15 protein-coding genes and 1 pseudogene are annotated in these 15,781 nt (G+C 63.9%); 4 read left to right on the top strand and 12 right to left on the bottom strand.

The genetic code is table 11. The features are described 5' to 3' along the window. Nucleotides 1-123: 123 nt before the first annotated feature. From ACR42D_RS08095 to ACR42D_RS08070, 6 genes are all read right to left on the bottom strand, one after another. Nucleotides 124-1,842, bottom strand: coding sequence for a methyl-accepting chemotaxis protein (locus ACR42D_RS08095; protein ID WP_484566311.1), 1,719 nt, complete (start codon nucleotides 1,840-1,842; stop codon nucleotides 124-126). Between the two features lie 92 nt (nucleotides 1,843-1,934). After that, nucleotides 1,935-2,495, bottom strand: coding sequence for a hypothetical protein (locus ACR42D_RS08090; RefSeq protein ID WP_484566310.1), 561 nt, complete (start codon nucleotides 2,493-2,495; stop codon nucleotides 1,935-1,937). 196 nt (nucleotides 2,496-2,691) lie between these two features. Beyond that, nucleotides 2,692-2,934, bottom strand: coding sequence for a hypothetical protein (locus tag ACR42D_RS08085; protein ID WP_014320939.1), 243 nt, complete (start codon nucleotides 2,932-2,934; stop codon nucleotides 2,692-2,694). Between the two features lie 2 nt (nucleotides 2,935-2,936). After that, nucleotides 2,937-4,466: a 2,3-bisphosphoglycerate-independent phosphoglycerate mutase gene (gene gpmI, locus ACR42D_RS08080; RefSeq protein WP_484566309.1), complete on the bottom strand. Its 1,530-nt coding sequence runs from the start codon at nucleotides 4,464-4,466 to the stop codon at nucleotides 2,937-2,939. A gap of 13 nt (nucleotides 4,467-4,479) precedes the next feature. Next, entirely contained in the window at nucleotides 4,480-4,854 is a 375-nt protein-coding gene (gene rsfS / locus ACR42D_RS08075) for a ribosome silencing factor (RefSeq protein ID WP_484566308.1), read from the bottom strand. 31 nt (nucleotides 4,855-4,885) lie between these two features. Further along, complete coding sequence (locus ACR42D_RS08070) at nucleotides 4,886-5,473, bottom strand: nitroreductase family protein (protein ID WP_484566307.1); 588 nt, start codon at nucleotides 5,471-5,473, stop codon at nucleotides 4,886-4,888. A gap of 326 nt (nucleotides 5,474-5,799) precedes the next feature. Here ACR42D_RS08070 and ACR42D_RS08065 point away from each other — a divergent pair, with 326 nt between their 5' ends. Both ACR42D_RS08065 and ACR42D_RS08060 read left to right on the top strand, forming a co-directional pair. Then, nucleotides 5,800-7,104 (top strand): phenylacetate--CoA ligase family protein, encoded by a 1,305-nt coding sequence (locus ACR42D_RS08065; protein WP_484566306.1) that lies wholly within the window; start codon nucleotides 5,800-5,802, stop codon nucleotides 7,102-7,104. 26 nt (nucleotides 7,105-7,130) lie between these two features. Then, nucleotides 7,131-7,562 (top strand): ACT domain-containing protein, encoded by a 432-nt coding sequence (locus ACR42D_RS08060; RefSeq protein ID WP_484566305.1) that lies wholly within the window; start codon nucleotides 7,131-7,133, stop codon nucleotides 7,560-7,562. Between the two features lie 77 nt (nucleotides 7,563-7,639). Here ACR42D_RS08060 and ACR42D_RS08055 read toward each other — a convergent pair whose 3' ends face one another. Next, the gene (locus ACR42D_RS08055; protein ID WP_484566304.1) at nucleotides 7,640-8,365 is read right to left on the bottom strand and encodes a substrate-binding periplasmic protein; all 726 of its coding nucleotides are present in this window, start codon (nucleotides 8,363-8,365) and stop codon (nucleotides 7,640-7,642) included. Nucleotides 8,366-8,796: 431 nt separating this feature from the next. Here ACR42D_RS08055 and ACR42D_RS08050 point away from each other — a divergent pair, with 431 nt between their 5' ends. Next, on the top strand, nucleotides 8,797-9,081 hold the full coding sequence (locus ACR42D_RS08050) for an Hpt domain-containing protein (protein ID WP_484566303.1): 285 nt from the start codon (nucleotides 8,797-8,799) through the stop codon (nucleotides 9,079-9,081). 72 nt (nucleotides 9,082-9,153) lie between these two features. On the opposite strand, the gene ACR42D_RS08045 is transcribed toward ACR42D_RS08050, so the two are convergent. After that, on the bottom strand, nucleotides 9,154-9,588 hold the full coding sequence (locus ACR42D_RS08045; protein ID WP_484568489.1) for a hypothetical protein: 435 nt from the start codon (nucleotides 9,586-9,588) through the stop codon (nucleotides 9,154-9,156). 59 nt (nucleotides 9,589-9,647) lie between these two features. Continuing rightward, nucleotides 9,648-9,734: pseudogene (locus ACR42D_RS08040) on the bottom strand (hypothetical protein); the annotation flags it as partial. Between the two features lie 249 nt (nucleotides 9,735-9,983). Here ACR42D_RS08040 and cls point away from each other — a divergent pair. Further along, the gene (gene cls / locus ACR42D_RS08035) at nucleotides 9,984-11,417 is read left to right on the top strand and encodes a cardiolipin synthase (protein WP_484566302.1); all 1,434 of its coding nucleotides are present in this window, start codon (nucleotides 9,984-9,986) and stop codon (nucleotides 11,415-11,417) included. Nucleotides 11,418-11,877: 460 nt separating this feature from the next. On the opposite strand, the gene dapB is transcribed toward cls, so the two are convergent. From dapB to ACR42D_RS08020, 3 genes are read right to left on the bottom strand one after another with little or no spacing between them, the layout of a single operon-like run. Beyond that, on the bottom strand, nucleotides 11,878-12,654 hold the full coding sequence (gene dapB, locus ACR42D_RS08030; protein WP_484566301.1) for a 4-hydroxy-tetrahydrodipicolinate reductase: 777 nt from the start codon (nucleotides 12,652-12,654) through the stop codon (nucleotides 11,878-11,880). Between the two features lie 37 nt (nucleotides 12,655-12,691). Further along, nucleotides 12,692-14,746 carry an NAD-dependent DNA ligase LigA gene (ligA, locus tag ACR42D_RS08025; RefSeq protein ID WP_484566300.1) on the bottom strand — a complete coding sequence of 685 codons (2,055 nt, stop codon included), beginning with the start codon at nucleotides 14,744-14,746 and terminating at the stop codon, nucleotides 12,692-12,694. Between the two features lie 23 nt (nucleotides 14,747-14,769). Further along, nucleotides 14,770-15,771 (bottom strand): potassium channel family protein, encoded by a 1,002-nt coding sequence (locus ACR42D_RS08020; RefSeq protein ID WP_484566299.1) that lies wholly within the window; start codon nucleotides 15,769-15,771, stop codon nucleotides 14,770-14,772. Between the last annotated feature and the right edge of the window lie 10 nt (nucleotides 15,772-15,781).

Raw genomic sequence — 15,781 nt, 5'->3', positions numbered from 1 at the left:
CGGTAGGCAGACCATAGTGCCGTCAGGGGCACAATGCAACGCCCCGGACACGACGCGCGTCCGGGGCGATTATTCACCGCTCCCGGAACCGGAGCGAGATATTGGCGGAAAGCGGACGCCGACCTAGGCGGACACGCTCACGTCGGCCGCGATCACGCCGAGCATCCGGCCGTCCCGGCCGAAGAACGGGCCGGACACGGTGATGCACTCCTGGCCCGAGGCCGAGGAAGTGTAAACGTCGGAGATGTGGAAGGTGCCGGTCTCGGCCACGCCCTTGAACCAGGGCCGGTCGGCCCAGTTGGAGCCGAAGGCCGAGGCGTCCTCGGCAAAGCCGGAGACCTTGCCCCCCATGTTGCTGACCAGCTGTCTGCCGTCGGCGTCGGTGATGTACAACAGCTCCAGAAAGTCGTTGCGCTTGAGGGCGTCGCGCATGGCCTGCTCCAGCCGCTCGCGCCGCCCGGAACGGACCGCCTCGGATTCGGCCAGGACGCCGATGATCTCCTGGACCCGACCGCTGCCCACCAGCCGGAACACGCCGGTCATGACGGCCAGCTCCTCCACGCGGCGGCTGAGCTCGTCCACAGCCCGGGCGGCATCGGCCATGCCCTCGTCCGTATCCGAGGAGATGTCGTGCACCGCCGTGATGGTCCGGGTGACCGCCTCGCTGGCTATTGACTGCTGGCTGGAGGCCGCTGCAATGGCCCCAATGCGCTCGGCGCTGGTCCCGGAGTGGGATACGATCTGCTCCAGGGCGGACCCGGATTCGCGGGCCAGCCCGGCGGCCTCGTCGGCCAGGCCGGACATGGCCTTGACCCCTTCGATGGTCCGGGCCACCTGGTCCTGAATGCCCTCGATGGCCACGCCCACGTCGCGGGTGGCGTCCATGGTCTTTTCGGCCAGCTTGCGCACCTCGTCGGCCACCACAGCGAACCCGCGCCCGGCGTCGCCCGCCCTGGCGGCCTCAATGGCGGCGTTGAGTGCCAAAAGGTTGGTCTGGTCCGCGATGTCGGAGATCACGCCCATGATCGCGCCGACCCCCTCGGCCTGGGAGCCGAGTCCGGCCACGCTCTCGACCAGGGACTGGGAATTCTGCGAAACCGCGCTGATGGAGCCGATGGTCCGCGTGACCACGGCGGAACCGGATTCGGCCCGCTCCATGACCTTGTCCGCGTCCTCGGCGGCCGCTCCCGCGCTGACCGCGGTCTCGCCCACGGCGGCGTTCATCTGCTCCATGGCCGAGGCGGCCTCGGAGATGAGCCGCTGCTGCTCGGCCGCGCCTTCGCGCGCCTTGCCCGTGGACACCCCGAGGGTGGCCGAATGGTCGCGGATGGCCTGGACGGAATGCTCCAGGGTCCCGGCGGCGGACAGCAGCCCCTCGCAGCGGGCGGCCTCGCCCTGCTTGCGCGCCTGGGCCGCCTGGGCCATTGCCTCTTTCACGCGGGCCTCGGCTTCCTTGGCTACATTTTCGCTCTTTTCGGCTCTGGCTTCCAACTCGTCGATGTAATTCACGATCTGTTTCAGATTCGTGGCCATCCTGCCAAAATTGTCACTGCCGCCCTCGGGCACCTCCACAGGAGAGAGCCCTTTGGCCATGCGATCGGAAACTTTTTCCAACACGCTATATTTGTTGTGAATAACTTTGTCGGTCAGCAGGACGCAGACCGCGCACGCGGCCACGGCGAGCACGCCGGGGACCACCAGCCCCCAGGTCGCCCCCCCGATAACCCCTGACAGAATTGTAACCTCGCCGTCCGACGCCCAGGCGGATTCCGATCCGGACACCAAGCCGAAGACCGTTGTCAAACACACCAACACCGCCAAGTACATACTTTTTTTCTGCATTATCCCTCTTCTTCCCCAATACGGACTATAAAAGACGATGGTGAATCCAAGCAAAAGGCGGGCCACAAATTGACCCGCGAGTCGATGGTCGCCTACCGGAAGGAGAAGGTGTTCAGGATGCCGGTCAGCCGCGACCAGCAATCCTCCGGGGAGAACTCCCGCTTTTCGCCGGGCGTGTACATCTCGATGGCCGTATAGCTCACGGAAAGCCGGATGTCGTACCGCCGCCCGTCGCGGACGATCCAGTAGTCCCGCGCCTCCAGGCGGTGGCCCACCGCCGCGTCCGCCATGTCGGCCCGCTTGAAGCGCAGGCCGTTGACGACCGCCTCGTTGACCCCGTCCTCTTCCCCGCACAGGGTATCCCCGTCGAACCGGGCGCAATCCCTATTCCGTCCATCGTCCGGCGAGACAAAGACCGCGATGCAGGCGCTGCCGAAATTCGTGCCCGCGTATGCCTCGCCCGCATAGCAGCCGCCCAGGCGCATGGAGCCGTCGTCCATGGGAAAATAGCTTTTAGCGGCCAACCGGCTCGGATCGGTGGAGACCGTGAAATCGGCCGGAAAGGCCATGGTAAAGGAGCGGTCCGCATCAGCGGCCACATCTCCCGCGCAAGAAAAGACCGGGGTTCCGAACACGACCAAGACGGTCAGCATAAACAACCACCCGCACGTCCGTTGCCCGCGACCCCGCAGAATCCGGCCACTTGTCATAAAATCGTCATACATCCCTGCATCCTCCCATGCGGCCCGCCCCGTTCGGGGCCGCAATAAAAATCCCCTACGACTCTACGCCATAGGGGATTGTGTTGCATTCGATTCGCCCGGTTTCCACGTTGGGGGGCTTGCCCCGCTACAGGAAATCCGGGTCGATGCCCGCCTTGCCCCCTGCCAGTATGAGCTTGAGGTAGCGGATGGTCCGGTCGTCCACCGGCACGATGGGGAAGTTCTCGCGGCAGGCGTCGCACTGGGCCATGGCGGGCCGTGACGGCGCGATGAGCGGGACCTCCCGGCCGCAGTGCGGACAGGGGTAGAGGAAGATCATTTCCATGGCCGCCGGTTTTACCGGGGTCAGGGGTTTCTTGCTTTCAGCCATTGTTATCCCTTGTGTACCAGGTTCTTGCCGGTCATTCCGGCGGGCGGCTCCATGCCCCACAGGCCGATGACGGTGGTTGCGATGTCGCCGAGGATGCCCTCTTCCAGGACCGCGTCCTCGCGTCCCTCCTCGATGAGGACCAGGGGCACCGGATTGGTGGAATGGGCCGTGTGCGGCGCGCCGCTTGCGTCAAGCATCTGCTCCGCGTTGCCGTGGTCGGCGGTCATCAGTACCCGGCCGCCGCTGGCCAGCACCGTGTCCACGATGCGGCCCACGCAGCCGTCCACGGCCACGCACGCCTTTTGGGCGGCCTCCATGACGCCGGTATGCCCGACCATGTCCAGGTTGGCCAGGTTGCAGACGCACAGGTCGTACTCGCCCCACTTGGAAATCAGGGTGTCGGCCACCTCGTCGGCGCTCATCTGCGGCTTGAGATCGTAGGTGGCCACCTCGCGCGGAGACGGGATCATGATCCGGTCCTCGCCCGGGAACGGCTCCTCGCGCCCGCAGTTGAGGAAATAGGTCACATGGGCGTACTTTTCGGTCTCGGCGATGCGCAGCTGTTTCATGCCATGGGTCGAGGCGAACTCGCCCAGAGTGCCCTCGTAGCCCTCGGGCGGGAAGGCCGTGTCCATGGGGAAGGTAGACTCGTACCGGGTCATGGTCGCGAACATGGCCAGGTCCGGCACGTGGGGACGTTCAAACTCCTTGAAATCCTTTTCGAAGATGGCCCGGCTGATCTCCCGGGCGCGGTCCGCGCGGAAGTTGAAGAAAAACAGGCCGTCGCCGTCCTGGATACGCCCGTCCACGCCCGCCACCACGCTCGGCTTGACGAACTCGTCGAACTCGCCTTCGGCGTAACGCGCCTCCACGGCCGCGATGGGATCGTCGATGGACACGCCCTGGCCGTCCACCAGGGCCCGGTACGCCTTTTCCACGCGCTCGAACCGCTTGTCGCGGTCCATGGCCCAGAACCGGCCCGACACGGTGGCGATCGTGCCCAGGCCGAGCTCGTCGAGCTTGGCCCGCAGGGTGCGCAGATAGCCGAGCCCGCCCTTCTGGGCCGTGTCGCGGCCGTCCATGAAGACGTGGATGAGGACCTCGGGGACCCCCTCGCCCTTGGCCATGTCCAGCAGGGCGAACAGGTGGCGCAGGTGTGAATGGACACCGCCGTCCGAGAGCAGCCCCATGAGGTGCAGCCGCCCGGAACCGGCCTTGGTCTTGTCCATGAGCGCCTTGAGGGTGGGGTTCCCGAACAGGGAACCGTCCTCGATGGCCATGTCGATGCGGGTCATGTCCTGGTAGATGACGCGGCCCCCGCCGATGTTCATGTGGCCCACCTCGGAGTTGCCCATGAAGCCGTCGGGCAGCCCCACGGCGCGGCCCGAACAGGTCAGGCGGGTAGAGGGAAACTCGGCCAGGAGCCGGTCGAGATGCGGGGTGGCGGCGTTGCGCACGCAGTTGCCCGCGCTTTCCGGGGCGATGCCCCAGCCGTCCAGTATCAGCAGCAGAGTCTTCTTTGGTTCGGCCATGTCCATAAGTCCGTTAGGCCTCGAACTCCACGCGGGGAGCCTCGGTCCACATGCCTTCGATGTTGTAGAACTCTCTGAGCTCGTCCAGGAAGACGTGCACGAGCACGTCGTTCAGGTCGATCAGGACCCACTCGCCGGTCTTGTGGCCCTCCATGCTCAGGAACTCCAGGTTCTCCTCGGCGGCCCTGTCCAGGATGTGGGAGGCCAGGGCCTGGGCGTGCTTCACGCCACGGGCCGAGACCACCAGGATCATGTCCGTGACCGAACTCAGGCCCGACACGTCGATGATGGATATCCGCTCGCCCTGCTTGTCGTCGAGCCATTTGGCCACGTCGCGGGCCTTGTCGATGCTCGCCATTTCGGCGAATTTCTTGTCTTTGTTAAGCAATGTATGTCCTTATGTTTACCGTGAACCACTCTCAATCCTTGGGGAACCGTCCCACCAGGATCTCGTCGAGCCCGCGCTTGGGCACGTGGTGCTTGCCGTCCTCGCCGGTCCAATACTTTATACTGCCGTCCGAGGGAAGCGATTCCAGGACCACTTCCTGGGCCGGGACGCCCAGGGCCAGGACCATGAGAATCTCATAGCGGTCCGGGATGTCGAAAAGCGCGGCCAGTTTCCTGCGGTTGACCGTGGCGATGATGCACCCGCCGTACCCCTTGTCCACCGCCCCGAGCATGAGGCTCTGGCAGGCGATGCCGTGGTCGCAATGGGGCGTGTCGGCCAGGTCCTTGTCCAGAAGCATGATGATGTACCCCGTGGGCCGCTCGCCCTCCGCCGGGCCCTTCCAGTCGGCGAGGTAGCCGGCCCAGCCCAGAAGCGGAAATATCTCGGCGCACTGCGCCGGATCGGCGGTGACGATGTATTTGAGCGGCTGCAGGTTCCTGCCCGAGGGCATGAACCGGACCAGGTCCACCAGTTCGACCAGCTCGTCCGCGCTCACAGGCCGGGACTCGTCGAACTTGCGCCGCGACCGGTTGCGTTCCATCAATTCCCTGAATGTCATAGTAACTCCGATGTCGATTGTTAACCTCCGATTGTGTAATGCACTTTGGGCCAGTCCGCAACAATCGCGCCCGGCCCGGCAAACGCCCGCGGACCGGCCTCAAGCCCACAAACCCCTTGACGCAAACTCGAACATTGGGCAGTGTTTCGCCTATGCAAAAATACCTATTTGCGCGCTTTTTCTGGTTTACGGGCTCCCTTTAGGAGGCTCGTGGCTTTTGGAACGGCGCGGGAAAGGCGCTCAAGCGGACCACGGGCTGTATCAGACCGTGGTTTTTTCATATGGACAGCTTGGCCGATCAAAGGCCGCCCAAGGAGGATGAAGGGATGATCTACGACGTGAAGAACGAGACCCTGCCCAGGGAGGAGATGGAAGCGCTCCAATTGCGCAGGCTCAAATCGCTGTGCGAACGGGTTTACGCCAACGTGCCGTTCTACAAAAAGAAATTTGACGAGAAAGGCGTCAAGCCCCAGGACATCAAGACCCTGAAGGACATCTCCCTGCTGCCGTTCACGGTCAAGCAGGACCTCCGCGACCAGTACCCCTTCGGCATGTTCGCCGTGCCCAAGGACCAGATCGTCCGCATCCACTCCTCCTCCGGCACCACCGGCACGGCCACCGTGGTCGGCTACACCAAGCGCGATATCGAGAACTGGGGCGAACTGGTGGCCCGGTGCATGATGGCCGCCGGGGCGTCCGCCGCTGACACGGTCCATAACGCCTACGGCTACGGCCTGTTCACCGGCGGGCTGGGCGCGCACTACGGGGCCGAGGCCCTGGGCGCCACCGTGGTGCCCATGTCCGGCGGCTCCACCCGCAGGCAGGTCACCCTGCTCAAGGACTTCGCCCCGGACGTCATCTGCTGCACCCCGTCCTACGCCCTGTTCCTGGCCGAGACCGCCCTGGAAATGGGCATCGACATCCGCGAGCTGCCCCTGCGCATCGGCATCTTCGGGGCCGAGCCCTGGACCAACGAGATGCGCGCCGACATCGAGAAGAAGCTCGGCATCATAGCCATCGACATCTACGGCCTGTCCGAGATCATGGGCCCGGGCGTGGCCATCGAATGCGCCGACGCCCAGGACGGCCTGCACATCCAGGAGGACCACTTCCTGGCCGAGACCATCGACCCGGTCAGCGGCGAACCCGTGGGCCCGGGCGAGGAAGGCGAGCTGGTCTTCACCACCCTGACCAAGGAAGGCATCCCGCTCATCCGCTACCGCACCCGCGACCTGACCACCCTGAACTACACGCCGTGCAAGTGCGGCCGCACCACCGTGCGCATGAAGCGCGTCACCGGCCGCTCCGACGACATGCTCATCATCCGGGGCGTCAACGTGTTCCCGTCCCAGATCGAGTCCATCCTCATCGACACCGAGGGGCTGACCCCGCACTACCAGCTGATCATCGAACGCCAGGGCAACCTCGACACCCTGGAAGTCCAGGTGGAGGTCAACGAGTCCCTGTTCTCCGACGAGATCAAGAGTTTACAGCGTGTGGAATCAAAGGTAATGAAGAACATTAAGGAATTCCTCGGCGTCACCGCCAAGGTCAAACTGGTCGAGCCCAAGAGCATCGAGCGTTCCCTGGGCAAGGCCAAGCGCATCATCGACAACCGCCACAAGGACTAACCAGTCAATAAGCCAAGGAGAACACCATGAAAGTCGATCAACTCTCCATATTTCTGGAAAACCGGGCCGGACGCCTGGCCGAAGTCACCCGCATCCTCTCCGAGGCCGAGGTGAACATCCGCGCCCTGTCCCTGGCCGATACCTCGGACTTCGGCATCCTGCGCCTGATCGTGTCCGACTTCGATAAGGCCAAGGCCAAGCTGAAGGATGCGGGCTTCACCGTGGGCCGCACCTCGGTGGTGGCCGTGGAGGTCAACGACCAGCCCGGCGGCCTGAACAGCATCCTGACCATGCTCCAGGACGCGGGCATCAACGTGGAGTACATGTACGCCTTCGTCCAGCAGTCCGGCGACTCCGCGGTCCTCATCTTCCGCTTCGACCGCACGGACCAGGGCATCGAGCTGCTCAGCAAGAACAACATCAACATCATCCCCGGTGACAAGCTCTACGCCATGTAGCGCTCCGGCAACCGCGCAAAAAAAGGGTGAAGGCGTCATGCCCTCACCCTTTTTTTCGGCCCGAGGTCCAAAAGATGTCAGTAGCGGGCCATGATCCTGTCATAGACACCGGTCTCCAGGTTGGCCCGGATGCGCTCGTTGACCTCGGGCAGGCGAGCCTCCCAGACCGGGTGCCGATTGAACGCGAAACGAAGCTCCGAGCTGCCCAGTTCGTGTTTGGCGACATGGAAATCGCCCTCGCTCATCTCCTTGGAGGTGCGCATGATCCAGCGGGCCGTGTATTCGTCGAACAGGGCCACGTCCACCCTGCCCGCCTTGAGCATGCGCAACAGGACCACATCGCTGTTCACGTCATAGCGGTACGCCTTGCCGCTCTCGAACAGCGGCTCCACACTGGGATAGCTGTAGGACTTGATGCAGCCGACGGTCAGTCCGTACAGGCTGGACTCACCCCGGTACTCCAGGGGGCTTGTACGCCTGCTTACGAGCACCGTGCGCAGCCGCAGCACGGGGTCGCTCCATAAATAGAGATCGGCGTTGTCCATCCAGTCCCTGCATTCGAGGCGCGTGTAGACCGTGTCCTCCCCGGCCCTGAGCGCGCTGCGCGAGGCCGGCAGCATCAGCACGAAGGTCTCGACGCCCTTGGGCATGGAGGCGCGGAAGATGTCCAGGGCCGCTCCCCGGGCCTGGCCGTCCACGACCATCTCGAACGGCGGCCACCCCCTGGTGAACAGGGCGAAGGTGACCGAATCACCGGCCGCGACCGGACGCGCAAGGCACGCCCATGCCAGGACCAGCAACACAACCGCCGCCAAAGGCCGCTTATGGATCACTGTGAACAACCGAACCTCCTACGCCGGTACGTCGATATCTGTATGCGGAAGATGACCCTTATCCGAAAGATAGATGCGGATAAACCCGCATTGAGGAAGATTTATATTGTTTCCACAGTATTTCCACAGGCTGTGCGAACAAGGAAGTCTTTTTGCAAAAATCTGTTGAAAACATGATAATCAGCATCGTCTTCACCGTCGGCCTCGGGCGGTTCTTCTACACCCCCGGCTGATCGACTTCTCCATTTTGTACGCAAAGCAGTTGCCGAAAACGGACCATCAAAGTATACAGATAGAATCCGATCGGTGAAATCGGTGTACGTACAAAGGCGGTGGACTAGGTGGGAAAGGAAATAGTCGATAGCAAGTTCTTGGAATCAATGGCGGATCGTCGTCCGTTCATGAAGCGGATGTTTACCGTGTTCATCTCCCAGGAGCCCAAGAGAATCCAGAGCATCAAGGACGCCCTGTCCTCCGGGGACGTGGAGAAGCTGCGCCATCTGGCCCACTCCCTCAAGGGCGGGGCCGCGACCATCGGCGTGGAGCGGGTGCGCGAGTGCTGCCTTCAGCTGGAAAACGCCTGCAAGACGGGCGAACTGGACAAGGCCATGACGCTCATGGACAATCTCGAAGAGGAGATGCGCAACGCCTACGAGTTCATGTTCAATTATCTGGCCGAGCACTGACCCGGCCCGCGACAGCGACCATGCATGGCCCGTCGGCACCGCCGCCGGGTCTTTTTTGCGCTCTGCGGCCGCCTACCCCTTGAGCGGGGCGTCGCCCACGCCGGGCCAGATGCGCACCAGGCCGAAACCCGCCCGGATGAAGGTCCACAGGGCCGAGGCCAGCCAGATGTAAACCAGCACCTGCGGCGGCTTGAGGAACTCCACGGCCAGCACGCACGCCCCGCCCACGGCAGAGGCGGCCAGCATGCTGTTGCGCAGGTAGGCGAAGTCGCCGGTGCCCCAGTGGATGCCGTCCGTGGCGAACGACAGGGAGCCTATGGGCTGGGACAGGGAGACCACGATCCAGCCCGGTCCGAATACGGCATAGGCCGCCGGGGGCACCAGTAGCCAGGCCACCAGGTCGCTGCCCAGCAGCATGGCCACGCACAGGACCATGCCCGTGCCGAAGCTCCACCAGCAGACCAGCCGGGCCACGTCACGGGCCTTGTCCCGGTCGTCCGCGCCCATGAAACTTCCTCGCCCCTGCCCACGCCGTGCGCCACCTCGGTCTGGGTGGCGACGCCCAGGAAGGTGAAGGCCCAGAATATGGCCGAAAAGGCCATGGTGCCCACACCCAGGGCGGCCACGGGCTCGGAGCCCGGAATGCGCGCCACAAAGGCGGTGTCGGCCAGCCCGGTCAGCGGCTCGGCCACCAGGGAAAAGAGAACGGGCAAAGCCATGCGGATCAGCGTCCGGTTGGGCCGGTCCTGAAAGGGGTGCCGCTGAGGCGGTTGCTTGGGATTGTCCTGCACCGTGGTATCTCCTGCCGGATAAGCCTGAACACATCCCCTTGGCGAAGACAAGCAAAGCTTTCCCTTTTCAGTGGTTTTCTGTTACCAATAACTCCCATGGAATCCTGGGAAATGTCCTTTCTGCTCGGCCTCGCCAGCCTGTTCTATACCGCCATGGAGATCACCGGCATCTTCACCGCGCTCATCGCCATCCGCGAAACCCGCACCCCGCAGGGCGCCGTGGCCTGGGCCATCTCCCTGGTCACCTTCCCGATCGTCTCCCTGCCCCTGTACTGGATCTTCGGCCGGTCCAAGTTCCACGGCTACGTCGACGCCATGCGCACCGGCCGGGAAGAGTTCCAGCGGCTCATCGGCGACCGCCACGACGTGCCGCCCGTGCCTCCGCTGTCCGAGCGCAAGGCGCCCCACCTGCCGCGCACGGTCTTCGAGACCCTGGCCGAATCGCCCTTTCTCGGCGGCAACGACCTCCAGCTGCTGATCAACGGCACCGCCACCTTCGAGGGCATCTCCGCCGCCATCGAAAAAGCCGAAAAATACGTGCTCATCCAGTTCTACATCGTGCGCGACGACGCCCTGGGCAAGGAGCTCGGGGAACTGCTCGTCCGCAAGGCCCGCCAAGGCGTGCGCATCCGCTTCCTCTACGACGAACTGGGCAGCTACAAGACCCCGACAGCCTACTGGGAGGCCCTGCGCGCCGCCGGGGTCGAGGCCCACCCCTTCCATACCACGCGCGGGCCGGGCAACCGCTTCCAGCTCAATTTCCGCAACCACCGCAAGATCGTGATCGTGGACGGCCACACCGCCTTTGTCGGCGGCCATAACGTGGGCACCGAATACCTCGGCGGCAAGGACAACGGCTACGGCGGCTGGCGCGACACCCACGCCCGGATCTCCGGCCCGGCCGTGCTGCCCATCCAGGTCTGCTTCGGCAAGGACTGGTACTGGGCCACCAGCGAGGTCCCGGCCCTGGACCTGTCCATGCCCGCCCAACAGGGCGATGCCGAGGTCCTGGCCCTGCCCACCGGGCCGGTGGACGCCCTGGAGAACTGTTCGCTCATGTTCATCCAGGCCATCGCCTCGGCCAAGAAGCGGTTCTGGATCGCCAGCCCCTACTTCGTGCCCGACAGCTCGGTCATGAAGGCGCTGCAGATGGCCGCCATGCGCGGCGTGGACGTGCGCATCATGCTGCCCAAGAAGCCCGACCACCTGATGGTCTACCTGGCCGGATTCGCCTGCCTCAAGGAACTCGGCCAGCCCGGCATCCGCGTCTTCCGCTACGTGGACGGCTTCCTGCACCAAAAGGTCTTCCTGGCCGACAACACCCTGGCCGGGGTGGGCACCGCCAACCTCGACAACCGATCCTTCCGCCTCAACTTCGAGATCACCATGCTCATCGAAAATCCCGGCTTCTGCGAAGAAGTCGAAGCCATGTTCCTCGATGACTTCAACCACTGCGTCGAAACCGGACCCAACGAATACGACGATAAAAACATCCTCCACCAAACCATCATCCGCTTCGCCCGCCTGCTGTCGCCCATTTTGTAGGGGAGGAAGACGCCCCCGGCCCCCCATCCCCATCTCCCCTACTAAACTTTTTATGCCGCTTCGCGGGTGGCGGCAGCGCGATGAGTCTGTTCCTTTCCAGCAAAGTTCAAAACGCCGCCTTCTCGACCATTCTTACCCCTCGTCCTTCCTGGCGGGGTGGGCAACCGTCCCGAAGAGTTCGCGCCGGGCGGCTTCCCGCGTACCGCAGACGTTCGGCGCGAACTCTTCGGGACACCGCACTGCCGAGCTATGCCCTTCTCTCAGCGAAATCCCCCGCCCCCTCGCCCCCGCTCTTCGCCGCAGGCGACACAAAAGGTTTGGGAGGGTCCAGGGAACCCTTTTCCCAAAGGGTTCCCTGGCCGTCGAAGACGCCCGCCCGGCGAGGGCCCGCCGGAGGCACACGCGCAAAAAAAGGGAGCCTCGCGAGAGACTCCCTTGGACATTCCGTAAAGACCAGGACCTAGAAGATGTCAGCCATGGCGTAGAGCTTACCGGGTTTCTGCCGGGCCAGCCATTTGGCGGCGCGCAGGGCACCGGCGGCAAAGGTTTCGCGGGAGTGGGCGCGGTGGGTGATCTCGATGCGTTCGCCGGGCCCGAAGAAGTACATGGTGTGATCGCCGACCACGTCGCCGCCGCGCAGGGTCTGGACGCCGATCTGCTTCTTGGGGCGTTCGCCGATGATGCCGTCACGGCAGTGCTGCTTGACCTCGTCGTAATCCCAGCCGCGCGCCTCGGCCAGGACCTGGGCCAGCTTGAGGGCGGTACCGCTCGGGGAGTCCTTCTTCATCTTGTGATGGGTCTCGACCATTTCCATATCGTAATCCTCGCCCAAGGCCTGGACGAGCTGGGGCAGGAACTTGAGCAGCACGTTGACGCCCACGGACATGTTCGGTGCCCAGAAGATCGGGGTTTTCTTGGCGGACTCGGCCAGTTCGGCCTGCTGTTCGGGGTTCAGGCCGGTGGTGCCGATGACCGCGGGATTGCCGTATTTGGCGGCGATCTTGGACATGGCCACCGAGGCTTCGGGGGCGGTGAAATCGATGACCACCGCGCCGGGCACGTTGGGCAGCAGCTCTTCGAGGCAGTCGGAGACGGCGCATTCGTAGCTCAGGCCGTCGGCATGGCCCTTGCGCTCGCACGCGCCCACCAGATTCAATTTGTCGTCGGCCAGGGTCATATCGATAAGGGTCTTGCCCATCCGGCCCTTGGCTCCCAGGATGACGATGTCGACAGTCATGGTATCTCTCCTTGTCTCGTGTTGAAAAAACGTATGCTTAAAAGTCCAGAAGAGACTTTTGCCTAGCTGCGGTCTTACCTTGGAGTAATGCCTGGAAGGCGTCGAAGTCAATGACTACGATCCCGAGCTTCTCGGCCTTGGCGACCTTGGACCCGGCCTTTTCGCCCGCCACCAGGTAGTCCACCTTCTTGGAGACGGACTTGACCGGCACGCCGCCGTGCGCCTCGACCATGGCGTGGGCCTCGTCGCGCGTCACGGGCAGGGTTCCGGTGAACAGGAAGACCTTGCCCGCCAGCGGAAATTCGTCGGACGACTCCTCGACCACGGTCCCGCCTTCGGGCCAGACGCCCAAATCGCGGAACCGGTCGATCATATCGCGGTTGGCCGCATCCACGCGGAAGTCCAGGACGGACTCGGCCATCTTGTCCCCGATCCCGTCCAGCTTGGTCAGTTCGTCGATGGAGGCCTCGAACATCTCTCCAAGATTCCGGAACCGAGCGGCCAGGGTGCGCGCGGCCTGCTCGCCGATATGGCGGATGCCGAGTCCGGCGATGAGCCGCCAGAGCGGGGCCTCTTCCTTGGCCTTTTCAATGGCCTTGATGAAATTTTCCGCGGACTTGTCACCCATGCGCTCGTACTTGAGCAGGTCGGTCTTCTTCAGGGCGAAGAGGTCGGCCGGGGTGGTCAGAACGCCGTCCTCGGCCAGCTTGCGGACCCACTGCTTGCCCACGCCCTCCATGTCCATGCCCGCCTTGGACACGAAATGGATGAGCCGCTGCACGGTCTTGGCCGGGCAGGCCGGGTTGGTACAGATGACCCGCTCGCCGTCCTCCACCGCCGGGCTCTCGCAAACCGGGCAGACCATGGGAAATTCGAACGGCTCGGCGTTGTCGGGCCGCTGATCGAGATCGGCGGACAGGACCTGCGGAATGACGTCGCCCGCCCGCTGGATGAGCACCGTGTCGCCCACGCGCAGGTCGCGTTCCTCGATGTATCCCTTGTTGTGCAGGGTGGCGTTGGAGACCACCACGCCCGCCAGTTCCACGGGCTCGAGCTCGGCCACCGGGGTGAGCACGCCGGTGCGCCCCACCTGGATGCGGATGGCGTTAAGCCGGGTCTTGGTCTGGTGCGCCGGGAACTTGAGGGCCAGGGCCCAGCGCGGGGCGCGGGAGGTGTAGCCCAGCGCGTCCTGCATCTCGCGTTCGTTGACCTTGGCGACCATGCCGTCGATCTCGAACGGCAACGTGTCGCGCGCGGCCATGAGTTCCAGGAAATAATCGGCCACTTCCTTGGCCGAAGCGCAGAGCTTGACCTCGGGCGGAATGGCGAAGCCGAGCTCGCGCAGCCCTTCCATGAGTTCCTGTTGGGTGGCCCAATCCGAATCACGGCCCGCCCACTGTACGCGCCCCACGCCGTAGGCCATGAAGCGCAGGGGACGGGAAGCGGCCACCTTGGGGTCGAGCTGGCGGATGGTCCCGGCCGCCGCGTTGCGCGGGTTGGCGAAGACCTTGTCGCCCTTCTCCCGCTGGCGTTCATTGAGGGCCGCAAAATCCTTGTTGGACATGATCACTTCGCCGCGCACCTCGATAAGCTCGGGAACATCGTCGCCGTGCAGGGTCATGGGCAGGTTCATGACCGTGCGCATGTTGCCGGTCACATCCTCGCCCACCAGCCCGTCGCCGCGCGTGGCCGCGCGCACGTACCGCCCGTTCTCGTAGATGACCTCCAGGGCCAGGCCGTCCATCTTGGGGTCGGCCCAGTAGGCCACGGACGAGGTGCCCACGCCCTTGGCCACGCGTTCGTGGAAGGCGTACCAGGCGTCCAGGTCCATGGCGTTGTCCAGGGAATACAACCGCAGGGCGTGCTCGTAGGGCGTGAACCCCTCGGCGGGCTCGCCGCCCACCCGCTTGGTCGGGGAATTGGGATCGTCGAGCTCGGGATGCTCGGCCTCGATGGCGGCCAGCTCGCGAAACAGCTCGTCGAACTCCTGGTCCGAGATTTCGGGGGCGTCCAGAACGTAATAGCGGTGGTTGTGATATTCGATTTTTTCGCGCAGCTCGGCCGCGCGTCGGGCGACGCTTTCAGGAACCATGTATTCTTTCTACCTGGATATTATTACAAAATATGTCTTAGTTCAGCCAGATTGGTCTTCTTGCCCACGGCCAGCAGCGTGTCGTTGGCCTGGATGACTTCCTTGGGGCCGGGGTTGAAGACCATCTCCCCGGACTCCTTCTTGATGGCGATGACAATCAGGTTGAAGTTAGGCCTGATCTTGGACTCGATGAGGTCCTTGCCCACCAGTTCGGACCCGGTCGACACGGTCAACTCCTCCATCTGGAGGTCTATGCCGCCGCGCACGGCCAGGTCGATGAAGTTGGTCACCGTGGGCCGGAGCACGCTCTGGGCCATGCGCAGGCCGCCGATGAAGTGCGGCAGGACCACCCGGTCCGCCCCGGCCAGTTCCAGCCGGGAGATGTGCGACCTGTCCCCTGCCCGGGCCACGATGGTGATGGTCGGATTGAGCTGGCGGGCGGTCAGGGTGACGTAGACGTTTGCCGCCTCGCTGGTCACGGCCGAGATCAGGGATTTGGCGTAGGGAAGCCCGGCGCTGAGGAGCACGGCGTCGCTGGTGGCGTCGCCCTCAAGACACAGGATGCCCTCCTGCTCCATCTTGTCGATGAGGGCGGGATCGTTCTCGATGACCACCACGTCGTGGCCGTCCTTCATGATCTCCTGGACCACGATGCTGCCGATGCGGCCGTGGCCGCAGACGATAAAATGGTTCCTCAACTTGCTGATCATCTTCATCATTCTGTGCTTACCCCACAAGATTTGCAGTCGCCCGTCCATGAGCACCTGGGCAAACGCGCCCGCGATGTACACGAAGCCGCCCACCCCGAGCATGATCAGAAAGGCCGTGAAGATGCGTCCTTCCGGAGAGAGCTGGTTGACCTCCATGAACCCCACGGTGGAGAGGGTGATGACCACCATGTAGAAGGAGCTGGCCAGGTCCCAGTGCTCGTAGATCATGTAGAAGCCGATGCCGAGCAGGAAGATCAAGACGAGATAGATGACGCCGAGGACGATGCTCCAGAAGGAGCCCAGCCTGGCGCGCATGCGCAGCATC

It is taken from the genome of Pseudodesulfovibrio sp. lm2024 (assembly GCF_051175575.1).
In the GTDB taxonomy this organism is placed as follows: Bacteria; Desulfobacterota; Desulfovibrionia; order Desulfovibrionales; family Desulfovibrionaceae; genus Pseudodesulfovibrio; species Pseudodesulfovibrio caledoniensis.
This window is presented reverse-complemented; position numbering and strand designations above follow the sequence as displayed.